Raw genomic sequence first — 15,706 nt, 5'->3', positions numbered from 1 at the left:
CCTGTCGCTTGCGCTGTCTCTCCCTGTCCGGCAGGAGACATTGTCGGCTGCCCGGCCACCGCAGAGGGGCTGGCTCTAAAAATCCGGTATTGCTCCAGAAGAAGCGGCGGCATCACCATCCATCTTTGTCCTTTTTCCGTTCCCGAGCTTTCTTATTTATTTGACCCCGAGGATAAGCTACACGGTAACGCCCGCCAGAAACCCGCAGCTCTGCCCCCAAGCCTCAAGGGATGTCCCAAACCTGTTTTCAAGCTCTCCCCAAAAGACAAAAGCCAAAACACGATCTTTTTTAAAAGGCTTTTTTAAAGGGTATATTAAGTTCTTATGGTTGAAAATAACACATATATACTATTTTTAAGATCTTCATGTTGGCCCAAAAGACCCCGGACTTATTTGGCACACGCGACGGCAGAAAAACCATAAAAACCATGAGGATAAATGACAAATTCATGTCCCCACACCCCAGCGTGGAAGGCTGATGGCCAGCTTAGAGTGAATTGCAAATAGGTTGGCTCAATTCACTCTAGAGGCGTCAATATGCCCTTAACAAGCAAGAATCCGTTTTCAGTTGGGCTGGTTTCTGGCGAACAATCTGATCAGAGTATTCTGGGCCAGAAGATGCGCGCCTATGCGGATTTCCATCTGTTCATGGCGAGGCGTGTGAAGAACCACAACCGGCGCCGCCGCCCGCAGGGATAATACCGCCGGCAGAGGCGCGTCCTGTCGCGCCGGTTCCTGCACCGTCATTTGCCGCCCCCGGTTTTCAACCGGAAAACCGCGGTCGCGCACCCGTGACAACGTAAAACTGATGTGATCGGCCAGATGCTCCTGAAACCGGGACTGGCCAGATAATCCCTGGCTGGATGATCCTTCCTGGCCAGAGGATAACCGGGGCGGCGGCCAGAGATCCACGCCCAGTCCCCCGGCATGGTCGCGTCCCATATGAAGGATCACCAGATCATATTTTTTTTGCTGTATCAACGGCATAATCCGGTCAATTTCCTGGGGCAACCGTTCCGGTATTCCCCCGGACAGGTCCTGTCCCTGGCCGGTCAAATGGCTGGCATAGACATAACCATAAGGATTGAGTAACGGCACATAATCGGTGCGTATCCGCTCCCCCTCCCTTTCCTGGGCCAGACGGTTCAGGTTTTCCTGCATCAGGGCCATGGAAAACTCATCACGTCCGTCGACACCGCCAATCACCAATACCGACAACAGCGGATCATATGCCTCTGGATCCTCAACGAACCAAAGTGGGAACCGGACAGTGCCATATCTGAGCGGTCCCAGATCCCGAATACTCAATCCATAAGGAAAGCCGTCCAGCGTTTCCAGCTGCCGCCTAAACGGATCAAGACTGCGAACTTCATCACGCTGCGGCACGCTGCATGCCCCAAGGCTACTCCCCCACAGGATCAAAAACATCAGACGCAGAAAAACAGGTCTGTTTTGTTGCCTCATTCTGCAGAAATTCCCGGAGGCCCGTTTCTCCATATCTCTCTCTACATATATGATCCGATCAGGCGCTTTACCTCGCCGCCAAGCCCCAGTTTAAAACGGGTGAGTTCCGCGCTGTCCACCGTATTCATTCCCCCCAGATCCAGAACCCGGTATCCTTCCTTTTTCAGATGCAGAAGACTTTCCCACAACAGCAGGTTAAGCGCATGGGATTTCCGCCCCCATTTGCTGTTCCAGCCAATATGATAGGTGGCTCCCGCCCCATGTCCCAAAAACATGGCAGCGGCGAGCGGCTCATCCTGTTCTGATCGTGCATAAACAAATGCCGTTATCACCCCTGAACTTTTCAGACAGTGCCGGTCAAACGCTTCCACCAGGCTGACCGGCAGGCCCCGGTAGTTTTTTTCCGTCTGCTGTTTTTTTTCCAGGGACAGCAGCCAGTCTGTCAACGGATGATCATATCCCCCAAAACGAACAACAAGCCCGGCCTTTTGGGCCTTGCGCACCTGATTACGCCATTTGCCATACAGGCCGGCCCAGAGCCGTTCCCCGTCCCCCTCAAGAGACACAAGAGAGGTGGAATATCCCGTAATGACCTGATGAAATCCGTGCCGTATCATGGCGCGGGCCATGTTGGGGGCCTCTTCCTCCGGTGTCAGAATAAGGAAATATCGTTGTCGCCGTGGGTACAGGGCGCGAATCTGCCTCAACACCTCAAGCTTTTCCTGTGTGGAAAGCTCGACCAGCCAGACGGGCCCGCGCATTAATGTGACCATCCGGAACACGCCGTAATATGATCGCACAATCACCTGGGCCAAAGCGATCGGCCTGTTATTGCGACAGGCCACAAAGCGCCGGACTTTTGCCCCGCGCTCCACCAAAGCCGCCCCATACGCCCAGCTTTGTTGCAAGGAAACGCCTTTCGCCTGAGAAAGAAGGTTTTCCCATTCCACTTGCGACAGCCCATTCCAGTCCAGGTGAATATCAGGGGGGCAGATTTTCGTTTCTTGTATTTCCACCATGTCTTGGGCGTTTCCGGGTCTCATCCGGTAAATTCCGATCCTGGGAGCAAGAATTTCAAGAAATTTTTTATCATACTACGGTATCTGTTTAAAAATTAAAGTGAAACTCTTATAGTGCGCCTATGTTTCGTCGCAAAAAACATATACAAACCGTTATGGGGCACAAAATCGACCGTCCCAGAATGACACGTTGGGGCATATTGTACATTCTTCTATATGCCGGCATGCCGTCTTTTGTGTTTTTGCTGCTCCTCGATATTTTATTCTATTTTATCTTCCGTTACGGCTTTGGCAGCTGTTATGGCATTTTTTGCTATTTTTAAATTTCATATTTTTTCGGGATATTGGCATTTAATTTTGGACATTTTCGGCTTTCCGCAATATATGAACAACCATAGCCAATGAAATTTTTAACTGGAAAGCACAGATCCAAAGATCATGAAAACAGAACGTGTCCCTTCCAAGATGGGCAAAACAGCAAAGCCCGAAGCGGTAGCAGACTTTGCTCCCGTTACCTATGGTGATGTCCAAAAAGCGGCTGAAGCGTTGAAGGACGCGATTATTCGCACGCCGACGACACGTTCCATTACCCTGTCCCAGATTACCGGAGCCGAGATTTACATCAAATTTGAAAATTTGCAGTTCACGGCATCATTCAAGGAACGCGGGGCACTGAACAAACTGATCAACCTGAGCGAAGCGCAGAAAAAAGCCGGTGTTATTGCCGCTTCTGCCGGTAATCACGCACAGGGAGTTGCCTATCACGGTGCGCGGCTCGGCATCCCCACCACAATTGCCATGCCAGTCAACACGCCCTTCGTCAAGGTTCGCCAGACCGAAGAACATGGTGCCAAAGTCGTGCTGCATGGCGAACGCTTTGATGATACTGCCGAATATGCCAAAGAACTTGCCGCGGAAAAGGGGTATACGCTAGTGCACCCCTTTGATGATCCCCATGTGATTGCCGGGCAGGGCACCATCGGTCTGGAAATGCTGGAAGACTGCCCGGATCTGGATATACTGGTGGTGCCGGTAGGCGGCGGCGGGCTGATAGCGGGCATTGCAACCATCGCCAAATCCATGAAACCCGACATCAAGGTTATCGGCGTCCAGGCCGAACGCTTTCCTTCTCTGCACCGGGCCATCAACAAATATGACTATGAGCCCAGGGGATCGACCTTGGCAGAAGGCATTGCGGTCAAGACCATCGGAGACTTGACCGGCAAGATCTGTAAACGGCTGGTAGACGATATTTTTCTGGTTAATGAGGATTCCCTGGAACAGGCCGTATGTATGCTGATGACCATAGAAAAAACCGTCCCGGAAGGCGCTGGTGCGGCGCCGCTTGCAGCGGTGATGATGAATCCTGAAGTCTTTAGGGATAAAAAGGTCGGTCTGGTCCTCAGCGGCGGCAATATAGATCCCCGTCTGTTGGCCTCCCTTCTGATGCGGGGGCTGGTCCGGGAAGGGCGCATCACACGCCTGCGGATTGAGCTGCTGGATGTGCCGGGGGCCCTAGCCCAGATTTCCGGTATTATCGGACGTCTTGGCGGCAACATTATTGATGTATCCCATCACCGCCTGTTTACGGAACTTCCGGCCAAGGAAACTTATTCCAATGTCACCCTTGAGACCCGTGACCGGCAGCATCTGCTGGATATCCTCCAAGCGCTGCGGGACGAAGGTTTTGTTGTTCATGTCAACCGGTCCCAGGACCTATAGGGACATCATCTGTCCCTATTTTTTCCTATATTATTTCTTGGGGCCAGGAGCCTGCGGAATGAAATATGTCCCGGCAACTGGCCCCAGTTCGCCCTTGGAATAAACATCACTTTTTTCTGTTTAATAACCTTATATTAACCAGAACTCCCCATCATGGGACGGAATATAAAACTCGGCGCAACTGGTGGAGCAGAATGGCGGGAGAAAATCGCCCAATCATCATTAAACGGATCAAAAAGGTTTCCGGCGGACATCACGGCGGGGCCTGGAAAGTGGCCTATGCGGATTTTGTAACCGCCATGATGGCGTTTTTCCTTTTACTCTGGCTGATGAACGCCACAACCGAGGAACAGCGCCAGGGGCTCGCCGATTATTTCTCTCCCACTGCGGCCAGCACCAGCAGTTCGACCGGCTCAGGCGATATTCTGGGCGGGGTTTCATTGAATACCGATGGCTCCCAGTCCAGCGCCGTAACCGTATCCCTTCCAACCCCGCAACAACAGGTCATGAATAAACCGTCAGACGGGAGAGCCAAAGAAGATACAGCCGCGAGCGAACAGGAAAAGACCCTTGAGGACATGATGGCGCAGCGTGAGCAGGATATTTTTGAAGAAATGTCCGAACAGCTGCGTCAAAGTATCCAGGAAAATCCGGAACTGGCTGAACTGCGTGATCAGGTTCTGATTGACATTACCGAGGACGGCTTGCGCATCCAGCTGGTGGACAAGGACAATCGCGCCATGTTTAAGCCCGGTACGGCGGAGCTTTATGGTTATGCGGAAAAAATGATCGGTAATATTGCCGGGGTTATCGAAAAAATGCCCAACCGCATCTCTATAACCGGTCATACCGATGCCACGGTGTTCCGGCGCGGATCGGACTATACCAACTGGGAACTGAGCGCAGACCGCGCCAATACTAGCCGTCGGGTATTGTTATCCCGTGGCGTTCCTCAAGACCGTTTTGCCGAGGTGCTCGGCAAAGCCGCCACAGAACCTCTTTTGCCGGACCGGCCCAACAGACCTGAAAACCGCAGGATTACCATTCTTCTGCTCAGGGAAGCCCCGACCCTGCCTCAAAATTTCCTTTAATTGCTCGGGAATTGCTCCAGATTCCCTCCATTTTTTGCCGATTGTTACTGCCGGGACGACCGGAATTTTACCTGTCAGCCGGCTTATCACCATAAAATTGCAGGAAATTTTTAAGGGACAGACATCAAAGAGATTGTTATGATCCCAGAGGAAAACATAACACAATATGCACCCTATAGGCTGTCTATATGCCGCTTATATAAGCTTATACACAGGGGAGATCATTTGAAAAAAGTCGTGGCACCGTGTGTTTTTCTCTACTCCCGCAGGTCCAGAGCTCTGAACGGATCTGAAGTTTTTCTGAAAATACAGGACTGATTCTGAATGGAATATATGGCCCCTTCACTTCATATGTGGTTGACCTTTGCCGTGATCGGCGTCGCCATCCTGTTTTACGCCATGGACCATATTCCGTTGGAGATTACCTCTTTAGGGGTAGTTTCCGTCTTGTTGGTGCTGTTCCATGTGATGCCGCTGACCTCAGCAGATGGCCAACTTCTTCTGAACACTAAAACCCTGTTATCCGGATTTGCCGACCCGGCCCTGATTGCGGTTCTGGCGCTTCTGGTCATGGGACAGGGCATCGTCCAGACAGGGGCTCTTGAGACCCCGGCACAGATTCTTGTGAAACATGGGGTCAATTACCCACGGACCCTGATTTTTTTGTGCCTTGTGGCTGTCAGTGCCATCAGCGCGTTTCTCAACAATACCCCGGTGGTGGTGATTTTTATCCCCATCATCATCATGCTGATGGACAAGATGGATAAATCGCCCAGTCTGGTACTCATGCCCCTGAGTTTCGTGGCCATCCTGGGCGGCATGACCACCCTGATCGGATCCAGCACCAACCTGCTGGTTGCGGGGGTGTATAAGGTACAGACCGGCCGGGAAATCGGCTTTTTCGAATTCACGGTTCCCGGGCTATTTCTGGCCGGTGTGGGCATGATCTACGTTTTGTTCATTGCCCCTAAATTATTGCCCCAGAAACATCAGAACACCGAACAATCCATCCGCCCCAGTGGTAAACAGTTTATCGTTCAGATTGATCTGGTGGATGGTAATGCCCTGATTGGCAAAAGTGCGGTCGCCGGGATGTTCCCTGACCTTTCAGGCATGACCACCCGGCTGATCAAACGGGGGCGAAAAATCTTTCTGCCGCCCTTTGATGATATTACCCTGCGCGAAGGCGATTCCCTTATCCTCGCCACCACCCGCAGAGTGCTTACGGAAAAAATCGCCAAGACCCCCAATCTGATGAAAGGCGCGCTGGCCGTTTCCCGAGGATTTGTCGAAGACGGCACCCCTCAGGCAACCGACAGCCAGGAAGAGGCAAAAGGCCTGCATCTTGCCGAAGTCATTGTGGCCCCGGCCTCCCGGCTTGACGGGCGCACCCTTGAACAGGTGGGTTTTTATCTTCAGGGGGGCTGCAATATTGTTGGCATTCAGCGTCGTTCCCGCATGGTGCGCACTTCCATCGAAGACATCCGTCTTGAAGCGGGCGATGTTCTGCTGATTGTCGGCAACCGGGATCAGATTCGCCGCCTGCGCAACAATCGCGATGTGCTGCTTATGGAATGGTCCACCAGCGAAGTACCGGTACGCACCGACAGCTGGAAGGCACTGGGAATCTTTACAGCCGTCGTGACATCCGCCTCCAGCGGCATTTTGCCCATTGCCGTTGCCGCCACCCTCGGGGCCTTTGCCATGATTCTTACCGGTTGTCTAAATATTCGCCAGGCCAGCCGCGCCGTTGACCGGCGGATTTTCATGTTGATTGGGGCCGCCCTGGCCATGGGCGCCGCGCTGGAAGCCACCGGTGGGGCGGCCTATCTCACGCATCGCATGCTGGATCTTTTTGCCGGCGCCAGCATTCTGGTTATCCTCTCGGCACTTTTCCTGCTCGTCGCCATCTTTACCAATGTATTGAGCAACAATGCCACGGCTGTTCTGTTTACACCGATTGCCATTAATCTGGGGCACAGGCTCGACCTTGACCCAATGATTTTTGTGACCACCGTAATTTTCGCAGCCAACTGTTCCTTTGCCACCCCCATGAGTTACAAAACCAATCTTTTAGTGATGGGACCCGGTAACTATAAATTCAGTGATTTCATGAAGGTTGGCATCCCCCTCATTCTCCTGTTATGGGTGGCCTTTACCGTTATGGTCCCGTGGTATTATCAACTGCCTTAGAGTGAATTGAGTCAACCTATTCACAATTCACTCTAGGTCTTCTTTGGGTCTTCTTTGGGCCTTCTTTGGGCCTTCTTTATGTCTTGTTTACGGTTTTGAACTACTTTATTCTGAAATTGTAAACAGATAACGAGAAGTGTTGTGACGGATCAGTCATCACAATTTCCGCGGTTTTACGTCACCGCTGCCTCGCCCTGTCCGTATCTACCGAATTTGATGGAACGAAAAGTGTTTACGGAACTCAAGGGCAAGGCCCCTGAAGGATTACACGACTCGCTAGCCCAGGTGGGGTTCCGGCGCAGTCAGGATATTGTCTATCGCCCGACCTGCGAAAATTGTAGCCGGTGCATTTCTGTGCGCATCCCAGTACAGAAATTTATACCGAACCGCACCCAGAAAAGAATCATTCGCTATAACCAGGACATCAAAGTTTCGGTAATTCCCAATAAGGCCACACAGGAACAATACGCCCTTTTGCACCAATATCTCTCGGCACGGCATCCGGACGGGGGAATGGTGGGCATGTCTTACCAGGAATACCAGGATATGGTGGAATGCAGTCCCATTCATACCCACCTTGTCGAATACCGACTCACGACAGCTTGTCCCCAGAACACGTTACAGGAAGCCCCCGCAGACAAGGGACGGCTTGTTGCCGTGGCCCTGACCGATGAACTCAAGAACGGGCTGAGCATGGTCTACAGTTTTTACGACGTGCAGAAATCCATGCGCCGGCGCAGCTTAGGCACTTATATCATTCTTAACCACGTCGCCCTGGCCCGGGAATATTTCATGAACCATGTTTATCTGGGATACTGGGTGCAGAACAGCCCCAAAATGGCCTATAAACAGAATTTCAAACCTATCGAGATGCTCGGCCCCGACGGGTGGTTTATAAAAAAATAATCTTCTTGACCGCGTCCAGCCCTGAACAACGAAAATGGATCGCCACACCTCTTTCAGGGGCTTGCGATGACATCGCTTTTTTCGGCTTTTCCATGTTCCTCTATTGTCTTTACGGAAAGGCGATTTATACTTTGCCGCCTGAAGAAAAATCAGCAGAAAATTTGAACACACAAAGTTTAAAAATAGGGACACGTCATGAAACGCCGCTCCTTCCTTAAAAGCGCCGCTCTCGGCGGAGCCGGTTCTCTTGCCACGGCTTCTTTGGCCACCCCGGCTTATGCCCGAAGCAAACGCAAACTGAAAATGGTGACCACCTGGCCCAAAAATTTTCCGGGGCTGGGAACCCGTGCGGAACAGATAGCCAAAGACATCAAGGCCGCCACGGAAGGAGAAATTGATATCAAGGTTTATGCAGCCGGTGAACTGGTTCCTGCGCTAGGTGCCTTCGATGCGGTTTCCGGCGGCAAGGCCGACATCTATCATGGCGTGGATTATTACTGGCAGGGCAAACACAAGGCTTTTGCCTTTTTCGGGGCCGTGCCATTTGGCCTGACCGCCCGGGAAATGGTGCAATGGATAGATTATGGCGGTGGACAGGCGCTTTGGGACGAACTGGCCGGGCAGTTCCAGATCAAATCCCTGCTGTGCGGCAATACCAGCATGCAAATGGGCGGATGGTTCAAAAAGGAAATCAATTCACTTGAGGACTTCAAGGGGCTGCGTATGCGAATCCCCGGCATGGGAGGGGAAATCCTCAAGCGGCTCGGCGCCACGCCCGTCACAAAAGCCGGCGGAGAAATTTTTCTGGCGCTCAGCCAGGGCAATATTGATGCTTCCGAATGGATCGGCCCCTGGAACGATCTGGCCTTTGGTTTCTACAAGATCGCCCCTTATTATTACACTTCTGTGTTTCATGAACCCAGCGCGTCCGTGGCCCTCGGCTTTAACAAGGACGTCTGGAGCAGCTTCTCCAAGGCGCAAAAAACCACCATCCGTGCCATAGCCGCCTATCATTATCAGCAGTCCATCGCCGAATTCAACGCCCAGAATGCCACGGCCCTGCGCACACTGGAAGAAAAGCACGGGGTCAAGGTGCGGCGTTTTTCCGATGAAATCATGCAGGCTCTGGCGGACACTGCCGCAGAAGTGGTTCGCGAAGTGGGCATGAGTGATGACCTGTCCCGGCGCATTTATAACAGCTACATGGAAACCCGGCGTAGTGCCATGCAATGGAGCGGTATTGCTGATGAACCTTATCTCGCCAATCGCCGCCTGCCGAAAAATTTTGGCGAAAAAATCTGAAACATGTCCTGCTTTTTGCTTTGCCGATGGTAACAAAACTGACCCGAATAATTGATCATTTCAATGACCGGCTGGGCCGGCTCATTTCCTGGGCAACGCTGGCGCTGGTCCTTACACAGTTCGGGGTGGTGGTCAGCCATTACATCTTCCGCACCGGCAGCATTTTTTTTCAGGAGAGCCTGCTGTATCTGCACAGCCTGATTTTTCTGGGAGCTGCCGGTTATACGCTGAAACATAACGGCCATGTGCGGGTGGATGTGTTTTATTCCCGCTTCTCTGCGCGGCGCAAGGCCCTTGTTAATCTTCTGGGATGCCTTGTATTCCTTTTTCCCATGCTTGGCGTGATTTGCTGGATGTCATGGCCCTATATTGCCGACAGTTGGGCGGCGGGTGAAGGCAGCATAGAATCCAGCGGCATTCAGGCCGTCTATCTTCTCAAAAGCCTTATTCTGCTGTTTGTCGTTTCGCTTTTTTTGCAGGGCATCAGCCTCACCCTGCACAGTCTAAACACCTTACGCGGCAAAACCCATGACGATGCAGACCATCAGGAGGGTCTTCTGTAATGGAACTTAATGCCCTGCTTGATCTGTTGATGTTTGTTTCCGCCTGTCTGCTGCTGCTTTCCGGTTTTCCCGTGGCCTTTGCGCTGGGCGGAACTGCGCTTGTTTTTGCCGCCATAGGCATATCCTTTGGAGAGTTCGACGCTGATTTCATCGCCCTGATTCCGGAACGTATTTATGGCATCATGACCAATGACACTCTTCTGGCCGTACCCCTGTTTGTCTTCATGGGGGTTATGCTGGAACGCAGCCGGCTGGCGGAAGAGCTTCTAGAAAGCATGGCTCTGTTGATGAACCGTGTTCGTGGCGGGTTGGGGATTTCCGTCACCATCGTGGGGGCCCTGCTGGCGGCCAGCACCGGTATTGTGGGGGCAACTGTCGTAACCATGGGATTATTGAGCCTGCCCACGATGCTGAAACGGGGCTACAGTCCCGCCCATGCTGGCGGTGCCATCGCTGCGGCCGGCACGCTGGGACAGATTATTCCCCCCAGTATTGTGCTCATCCTGCTAGGTGATCAGCTCAGTTCCGCCTGGCAATCCGCCCAGCTTGAAATGGGCAACTGGTCACCGGAACCCCTGTCTGTGGGTGACCTGTTCGCCGGCGCGCTGCTGCCGGGGCTGGGACTTGTTTTGCTTTATATTGCCTATCAGACCGCGCTGGCCATTCTGAAACCTGACAGCGTCCCCTTGCATCAGGCGGCTACGGACGGCACTAGTCCCACGGGAGATATACAGAACGTACCGCTTAGCAGAATTATGGGGGCTTTTCTGCCACCTATTCTGCTGATCATTGCTGTTCTTGGTTCCATTCTGGCCGGCATAGCCACTCCCACCGAAGCCGCTGCCGTGGGTGCTGTCGGGGCCACATTAATGGCTGGGCACAGGGCAGGATCACAGGATACCCGTGCCGTTTATGCCGCCGGCATAGGCCTGGCTGGCCTATTGCTGCTCAACCAATTTTTTGACCTGCGCCTGGACCAGGAGGATGCCGGCCCCGTGGACAAGATTGCGGTACTGAGCGCCAGCCTGTTCTGCGGCCTGATCATCTGGGGTATTGTGGTCAGCCTGCTGCGCCTTCAGGGACAGAAAGTTCTCCAGGAAGTGATGCAGAATACCACCCGTATCAGCAGCATGATTTTTGTGATCCTGATCGGGGCCGCATTGTTTTCTCTGGTTTTCAAAGGGTTCGAGGGCGATGAATATATTCATGAGTTTCTCTCGGACCTGCCCGGCGGTAAACTCAGCGCCCTGATCCTGGTGATGCTGGTGATGTTTGTTCTGGGCTTTTTCCTCGATTTTATCGAAATTACGTTTGTCGTGGTACCGATAGTGGCGCCGGTGCTGTTGATGATGGATATCAATCCTGTCTGGCTTGGGGTGATGATGGCTATGAATCTGCAAACCAGTTTCCTCACCCCGCCTTTCGGCTTTGCCCTGTTTTATTTGCGCGGTGTCGCGCCGGAGTCGGTCAAAACATCGGACATCTACCGGGGGGTGATCCCCTATGTGATCATCCAAATCTTTGCGCTGATCCTTTTGTGGTTTTGGCCGGAACTGACCACTTGGCTGCCAGAGGTTATTTTCCGTTCCGCCTCGTAAGTCGATTTCTGGAGTGAAATATTATGACATACCTCTATTTGTTTACGGCCATTGTTCTGGAAGTGATCGGAACCTCCGCCCTTCAGGCGTCTCAGCAATTTACGCGCATTGGTCCGGTGTCACTGATGATTATGGCCTATATCGCCTCTTTCTTTTTTCTGGCGCTCACCCTCAAGACCATGCCGGTAGGCATTGCCTATGCCATCTGGAGCGGGTTGGGTATTGTGCTTATCTCACTGATCGGGTTTGTTCTGTTTGGCCAGAAACTGGATTTTGCCGCCATCTTCGGCATCGGCCTGATTGTGCTCGGGGTAATGGTGGTGAATCTGTTTTCTAACAGCATCAGCCATTAGAGCTTTTGTTCCTGCAGACGCCGATGCATTTCCTCTTCTGTTAAATCTTCCTGATGGGTGGCAATCCACCACTGATTGCCCGTCGCATCCCGGACCCCAGCATTGCGGTCACCATAGAACATATCCGTCGGCTCCATCAGGCTTTCAGCGCCTTTTTCCGGGTAAGCGGATTAAATGGTTGATCTTACCTTTGCATGAGAGTGAGACAGACCGGCATCTCATCGGATTATCTGGTTGATGCTTCACCTACTGCTGGTGCATGTTTCCTTCGCTAATTCCAGCAAGAACCCCACACGCCTCAACTTCCCGGTCATCGTTGCAACTCGCTCTCAGTGAAACGAGTTGTTTCTCAAGCGCTTGCAGAGCGGTTATCTGCGACCGCACATGAGAGATGTGATCATCGAGCAAGGTGTTGACGGCGGTACAAGGCTGATGAGGGTCGTCCTGATAGCTCTGTAGTTCGTGAATCTCAGCCAGTGACAGGCCCAGGATTCTGCAGCGACGGATGAAGGCCAGCCCCTCACCATGCTTCTCGGTATAGACACGGTAACCGTTGTCCTGCCGATCAGGCGGCGGCAACAAGCCCTGCTGTTCATAGAAGCGGATCGTCTGTGTTTCGACCCCTACCAACTGCGCCAACTGACCAATGCGCATCAGCCTCCTCCCCAACGGATTCTTTACTCTATTGACCTTATAGTAGCTTTATAGTTTTAAATGGTACCACAACATTGTTCAAGTGGAGTCGTATCATGAGCAAATCCTGTGGTGGCGCCTGTGGCGGTGATGCAACGTCCGCAGCGGATACCGATATACAGGCCTCCTCCGAGGCGCCAGGGAGATGGGTCAGTGTTTATGCCGTGCCGAAGATGGACTGTCCATCAGAAGAACGAATGATTCGCCTAGCCCTGAACGGCTTTGAGGAGATTCGGGCGCTGTCCTTCGACTTGTCGAACCGCCGGCTGAAGGTCGTGCATGACGGCGAGGTCGAGCCCGTCACCTCGAAACTGAAGACCTTGGGGCTAGGCGCCTCGCTTCAGGAAACCGTCGCTGCAAATCCGGAGACCATCAAGGCCGCCGAGTTTTCGGCAGCTTCTGCTAAGCAAGAATCCGGGACCCTGCGCTGGTTGCTCGGCATCAATGCACTTCTGTTCGTGGTGGAAATGACTGCCGGTCTGATCGCCCGGTCCACCGGCCTGATTGGAGAATCCCTGGACAATTTTGCCGATGCGGCGGTGTACGGGCTTGCCCTTTATGCGGTTGGACATAGCGTGAAAATGCAGGTACGTGCCGCGCATCTTGCTGGTGTACTGCAACTGATCTTGGCTGTGGGCGTGCTCGTAGAGGTGGTGAGACGCTTTGTATTCGGTAGTGAGCCTGAATCGCTGGTGATGATGGCTATCGCATTCCTCGCATTGATTGCCAATACCAGTTGTCTGCTGCTCATATCCAAACATCGGGAAGGCGGGGCGCACATGAAGGCAAGCTGGATATTCTCGGCCAACGACGTGGTGATCAACCTGGGGGTCATCACCGCCGGCGCCCTGGTCGCGTGGACCGGTTCCAATTATCCGGATCTGATTATCGGCACCATCGCGGGGGGCATTGTACTTAACGGTGCCAGACGCATTTTGGCGTTGAAGGGTTAAATAATGCTCATTATTGGCAAAAAGCTCTCGCCGTATGCCCTATTGTCCATATCGGGCCTGCTGGCAGCGTCTGATCAGGCTGTAAAGTGGCTGGTGCAGCAATCAATGGCCTATGGCGAGTATGTTTCGGTGACCCCGTTCTTTAACTGGGTGCACCTATGGAACACCGGTGCCGCATTCAGTCTTTTTGCGAATGGTGGAGGCTGGCAGCGCTACTTTTTTATCGGAATCGCGGTAGTGGTCTCGATTTTTCTGATCAAGCTGATCCTTGAAAATCGTCATAAAGGAGAAGCCATCGCTTACAGTCTTATCCTCGGTGGCGCCATGGGCAACCTGATTGACCGGGTCTTTCGCGGCTATGTTGTGGATTCCTTTGATTTCTATTGGCGAGACTGGCATTGGCCGGCCTTCAACCTGGCTGATATTGCAATTGTCCTCGGTGCCTTACTTTTCGTTTCCAGCAGCTTGTTGGGTAAAAAAGCAAACACCAATGCCGAGTCGGATGGATCTGACTGACACCTACGCCTATACAACACCATGACCGAACTTCCCGACAACATCCTTCACCTGCCGCAATACCAAGTACTGGGCTGCAAATCAACCGACGACGAAATGCACTTCCAGGTGGACGTGCCCGATCCCATCGCCTGCGAGGAATGCGGCGTGCAGGGTGAGTTCGTACGGTTCGGCAAGCGTGACGTTCCCTATCGTGATCTGCCCATCCACGGCAAGCGGGTCACTCTCTGGGTGGTCCGCCGCCGATACACCTGCCGGGCCTGCAAGACAACATTCAGGCCCCAGCTACCGGAGATGGTGGACGGATTCCGTATGACACTGCGGCTGCATGAGTACGTGGAGAAGGAATCCTTCAACCACCCCTACACCTTTGTGGCGGCACAGACCGGCCTGGACGAGAAGACGGTGCGCGACATCTTCAACGCCCGCGCCGAGTTCCTGGGGCGCTGGCACCGCTTCGAGACGCCCCGCATCCTGGGCATTGACGAGCTATACCTGAACAAGCGCTACCGCTGCATTCTGACCAACATTGAGGAGCGAACCCTGCTCGACCTGCTGGCCACCCGCCGCCAGGACGTGGTGACCAACTACCTGATGAATCTGAAAGACCGGCAGAAGGTCGAGATCGTCAGCATGGACATGTGGAACCCCTACCGGGCAGCGGTCAAGGCTGTGCTGCCCCAGGCCCGTATCGTGGTCGATAAGTTCCATGTGGTGCGCATGGCCAACGATGCCCTAGAGAGAGTGCGCAAGGGCCTCAGAAAGGAGCTGAAACCGTCCCAGAGCCGGACTCTCAAGGGAGACCGGAAAATCCTGCTGAAACGCGCTCACGAAGTCTCAGACCGGGAGCGCCTCATCATGGAGACCTGGACAGGCGCGTTCCCGCAACTGCTGGCCGCCTACGAGCACAAGGAGCGCTTCTACGGCATCTGGGACGCCACCACACGGCTCCAGGCAGAAGCCGCCCTGGACGAGTGGATAGCCACCATCCCGAAGGGCCAAAAGGAAGTCTGGAGCGATCTGGTCAGGGCAGTGGGAAACTGGCGCGAAGAGACCATGACCTACTTCGAGACGGACATGCCCGTCACCAACGCTTACACGGAGTCCATCAACCGACTGGCCAAGGACAAGAACCGTGAAGGGCGCGGTTACTCCTTCGAGGTGATGCGGGCACGAATGCTCTACACCACGAAGCACAAGAAGAAGGCACCGACTGCGAAGGTCTCTCCTTTCTACAAGAAAACCATCGGTTACGGACTGCCGGACTTCGCAGAGGAACTCAACTACGGAGTCGATCTATCAACCATCTGAGGGTGGTATCAGATTGATGGGG

At 53.3% G+C, this 15,706-nt stretch carries 15 protein-coding genes; 11 read left to right on the top strand and 4 right to left on the bottom strand.

The features are described 5' to 3' along the window. Window positions 1-564: 564 nt before the first annotated feature. Window positions 565-1,386, bottom strand: coding sequence for a M14 family metallopeptidase (locus FE788_RS06585; protein ID WP_138379881.1), 822 nt, complete (start codon window positions 1,384-1,386; stop codon window positions 565-567). A gap of 119 nt (window positions 1,387-1,505) precedes the next feature. Then, window positions 1,506-2,483 carry a lipid II:glycine glycyltransferase FemX gene (locus FE788_RS06580; protein ID WP_168190306.1) on the bottom strand — a complete coding sequence of 326 codons (978 nt, stop codon included), beginning with the start codon at window positions 2,481-2,483 and terminating at the stop codon, window positions 1,506-1,508. 438 nt (window positions 2,484-2,921) lie between these two features. Between FE788_RS06580 and FE788_RS06575 the strand changes: the two genes are divergently transcribed. From FE788_RS06575 to FE788_RS06540, 8 genes are all read left to right on the top strand, one after another. Then, entirely contained in the window at window positions 2,922-4,205 is a 1,284-nt protein-coding gene (locus tag FE788_RS06575; protein WP_210414178.1) for a threonine ammonia-lyase, read from the top strand. 194 nt (window positions 4,206-4,399) lie between these two features. Beyond that, entirely contained in the window at window positions 4,400-5,296 is an 897-nt protein-coding gene (motB, locus tag FE788_RS06570) for a flagellar motor protein MotB (RefSeq protein WP_138379879.1), read from the top strand. 324 nt (window positions 5,297-5,620) lie between these two features. Continuing rightward, window positions 5,621-7,489: an SLC13 family permease gene (locus FE788_RS06565; RefSeq protein WP_138379878.1), complete on the top strand. Its 1,869-nt coding sequence runs from the start codon at window positions 5,621-5,623 to the stop codon at window positions 7,487-7,489. 141 nt (window positions 7,490-7,630) lie between these two features. After that, window positions 7,631-8,395, top strand: coding sequence for an arginyltransferase (locus FE788_RS06560; RefSeq protein WP_138379877.1), 765 nt, complete (start codon window positions 7,631-7,633; stop codon window positions 8,393-8,395). A gap of 195 nt (window positions 8,396-8,590) precedes the next feature. After that, window positions 8,591-9,697, top strand: a complete 1,107-nt coding sequence (locus FE788_RS06555; RefSeq protein ID WP_138379876.1) for a TRAP transporter substrate-binding protein — start codon at window positions 8,591-8,593, stop codon at window positions 9,695-9,697. 26 nt (window positions 9,698-9,723) lie between these two features. Beyond that, window positions 9,724-10,260 (top strand): TRAP transporter small permease subunit, encoded by a 537-nt coding sequence (locus FE788_RS06550; RefSeq protein WP_138379875.1) that lies wholly within the window; start codon window positions 9,724-9,726, stop codon window positions 10,258-10,260. Next, window positions 10,260-11,858, top strand: a complete 1,599-nt coding sequence (locus tag FE788_RS06545; RefSeq protein WP_138379874.1) for a TRAP transporter large permease — start codon at window positions 10,260-10,262, stop codon at window positions 11,856-11,858. The genes FE788_RS06550 and FE788_RS06545 overlap by 1 nt, the downstream gene beginning before the upstream one ends. Before the next feature lie 20 nt (window positions 11,859-11,878). After that, complete coding sequence (locus FE788_RS06540; RefSeq protein WP_210414201.1) at window positions 11,879-12,211, top strand: DMT family transporter; 333 nt, start codon at window positions 11,879-11,881, stop codon at window positions 12,209-12,211. Here FE788_RS06540 and FE788_RS14065 read toward each other — a convergent pair. Both FE788_RS14065 and cadR read right to left on the bottom strand, forming a co-directional pair. Further along, window positions 12,208-12,348 (bottom strand): VOC family protein, encoded by a 141-nt coding sequence (locus FE788_RS14065; RefSeq protein ID WP_168190305.1) that lies wholly within the window; start codon window positions 12,346-12,348, stop codon window positions 12,208-12,210. The two genes, FE788_RS06540 and FE788_RS14065, sit on opposite strands and share 4 nt — an antisense overlap. 109 nt (window positions 12,349-12,457) lie before the next feature. Next, window positions 12,458-12,865 (bottom strand): Cd(II)/Pb(II)-responsive transcriptional regulator, encoded by a 408-nt coding sequence (gene cadR, locus FE788_RS06535; RefSeq protein ID WP_007148576.1) that lies wholly within the window; start codon window positions 12,863-12,865, stop codon window positions 12,458-12,460. A gap of 95 nt (window positions 12,866-12,960) precedes the next feature. Between cadR and FE788_RS06530 the strand changes: the two genes are divergently transcribed. Genes FE788_RS06530 through FE788_RS06520 form a run of 3 tightly spaced genes read left to right on the top strand, consistent with a single transcriptional unit; the run spans window position 12,961 to window position 15,684 of the window. Then, a complete protein-coding gene (locus FE788_RS06530; protein ID WP_138378767.1) occupies window positions 12,961-13,857 on the top strand; it encodes a cation efflux transmembrane domain-containing protein in 897 nt (298 codons plus the stop codon). A 3-nt stretch (window positions 13,858-13,860) separates the two neighbouring features. Then, the gene (gene lspA / locus FE788_RS06525) at window positions 13,861-14,373 is read left to right on the top strand and encodes a signal peptidase II (protein WP_003821921.1); all 513 of its coding nucleotides are present in this window, start codon (window positions 13,861-13,863) and stop codon (window positions 14,371-14,373) included. Window positions 14,374-14,394: 21 nt separating this feature from the next. Further along, entirely contained in the window at window positions 14,395-15,684 is a 1,290-nt protein-coding gene (locus FE788_RS06520) for an ISL3-like element ISPpu12 family transposase (RefSeq protein WP_138378768.1), read from the top strand. The last annotated feature ends 22 nt before the right edge of the window (window positions 15,685-15,706 follow it).

Source organism: Luteithermobacter gelatinilyticus, from assembly GCF_005849285.1.
Classification (GTDB): Bacteria; Pseudomonadota; Alphaproteobacteria; order Sphingomonadales; family Emcibacteraceae; genus Luteithermobacter; species Luteithermobacter gelatinilyticus.
This window is presented reverse-complemented; position numbering and strand designations above follow the sequence as displayed.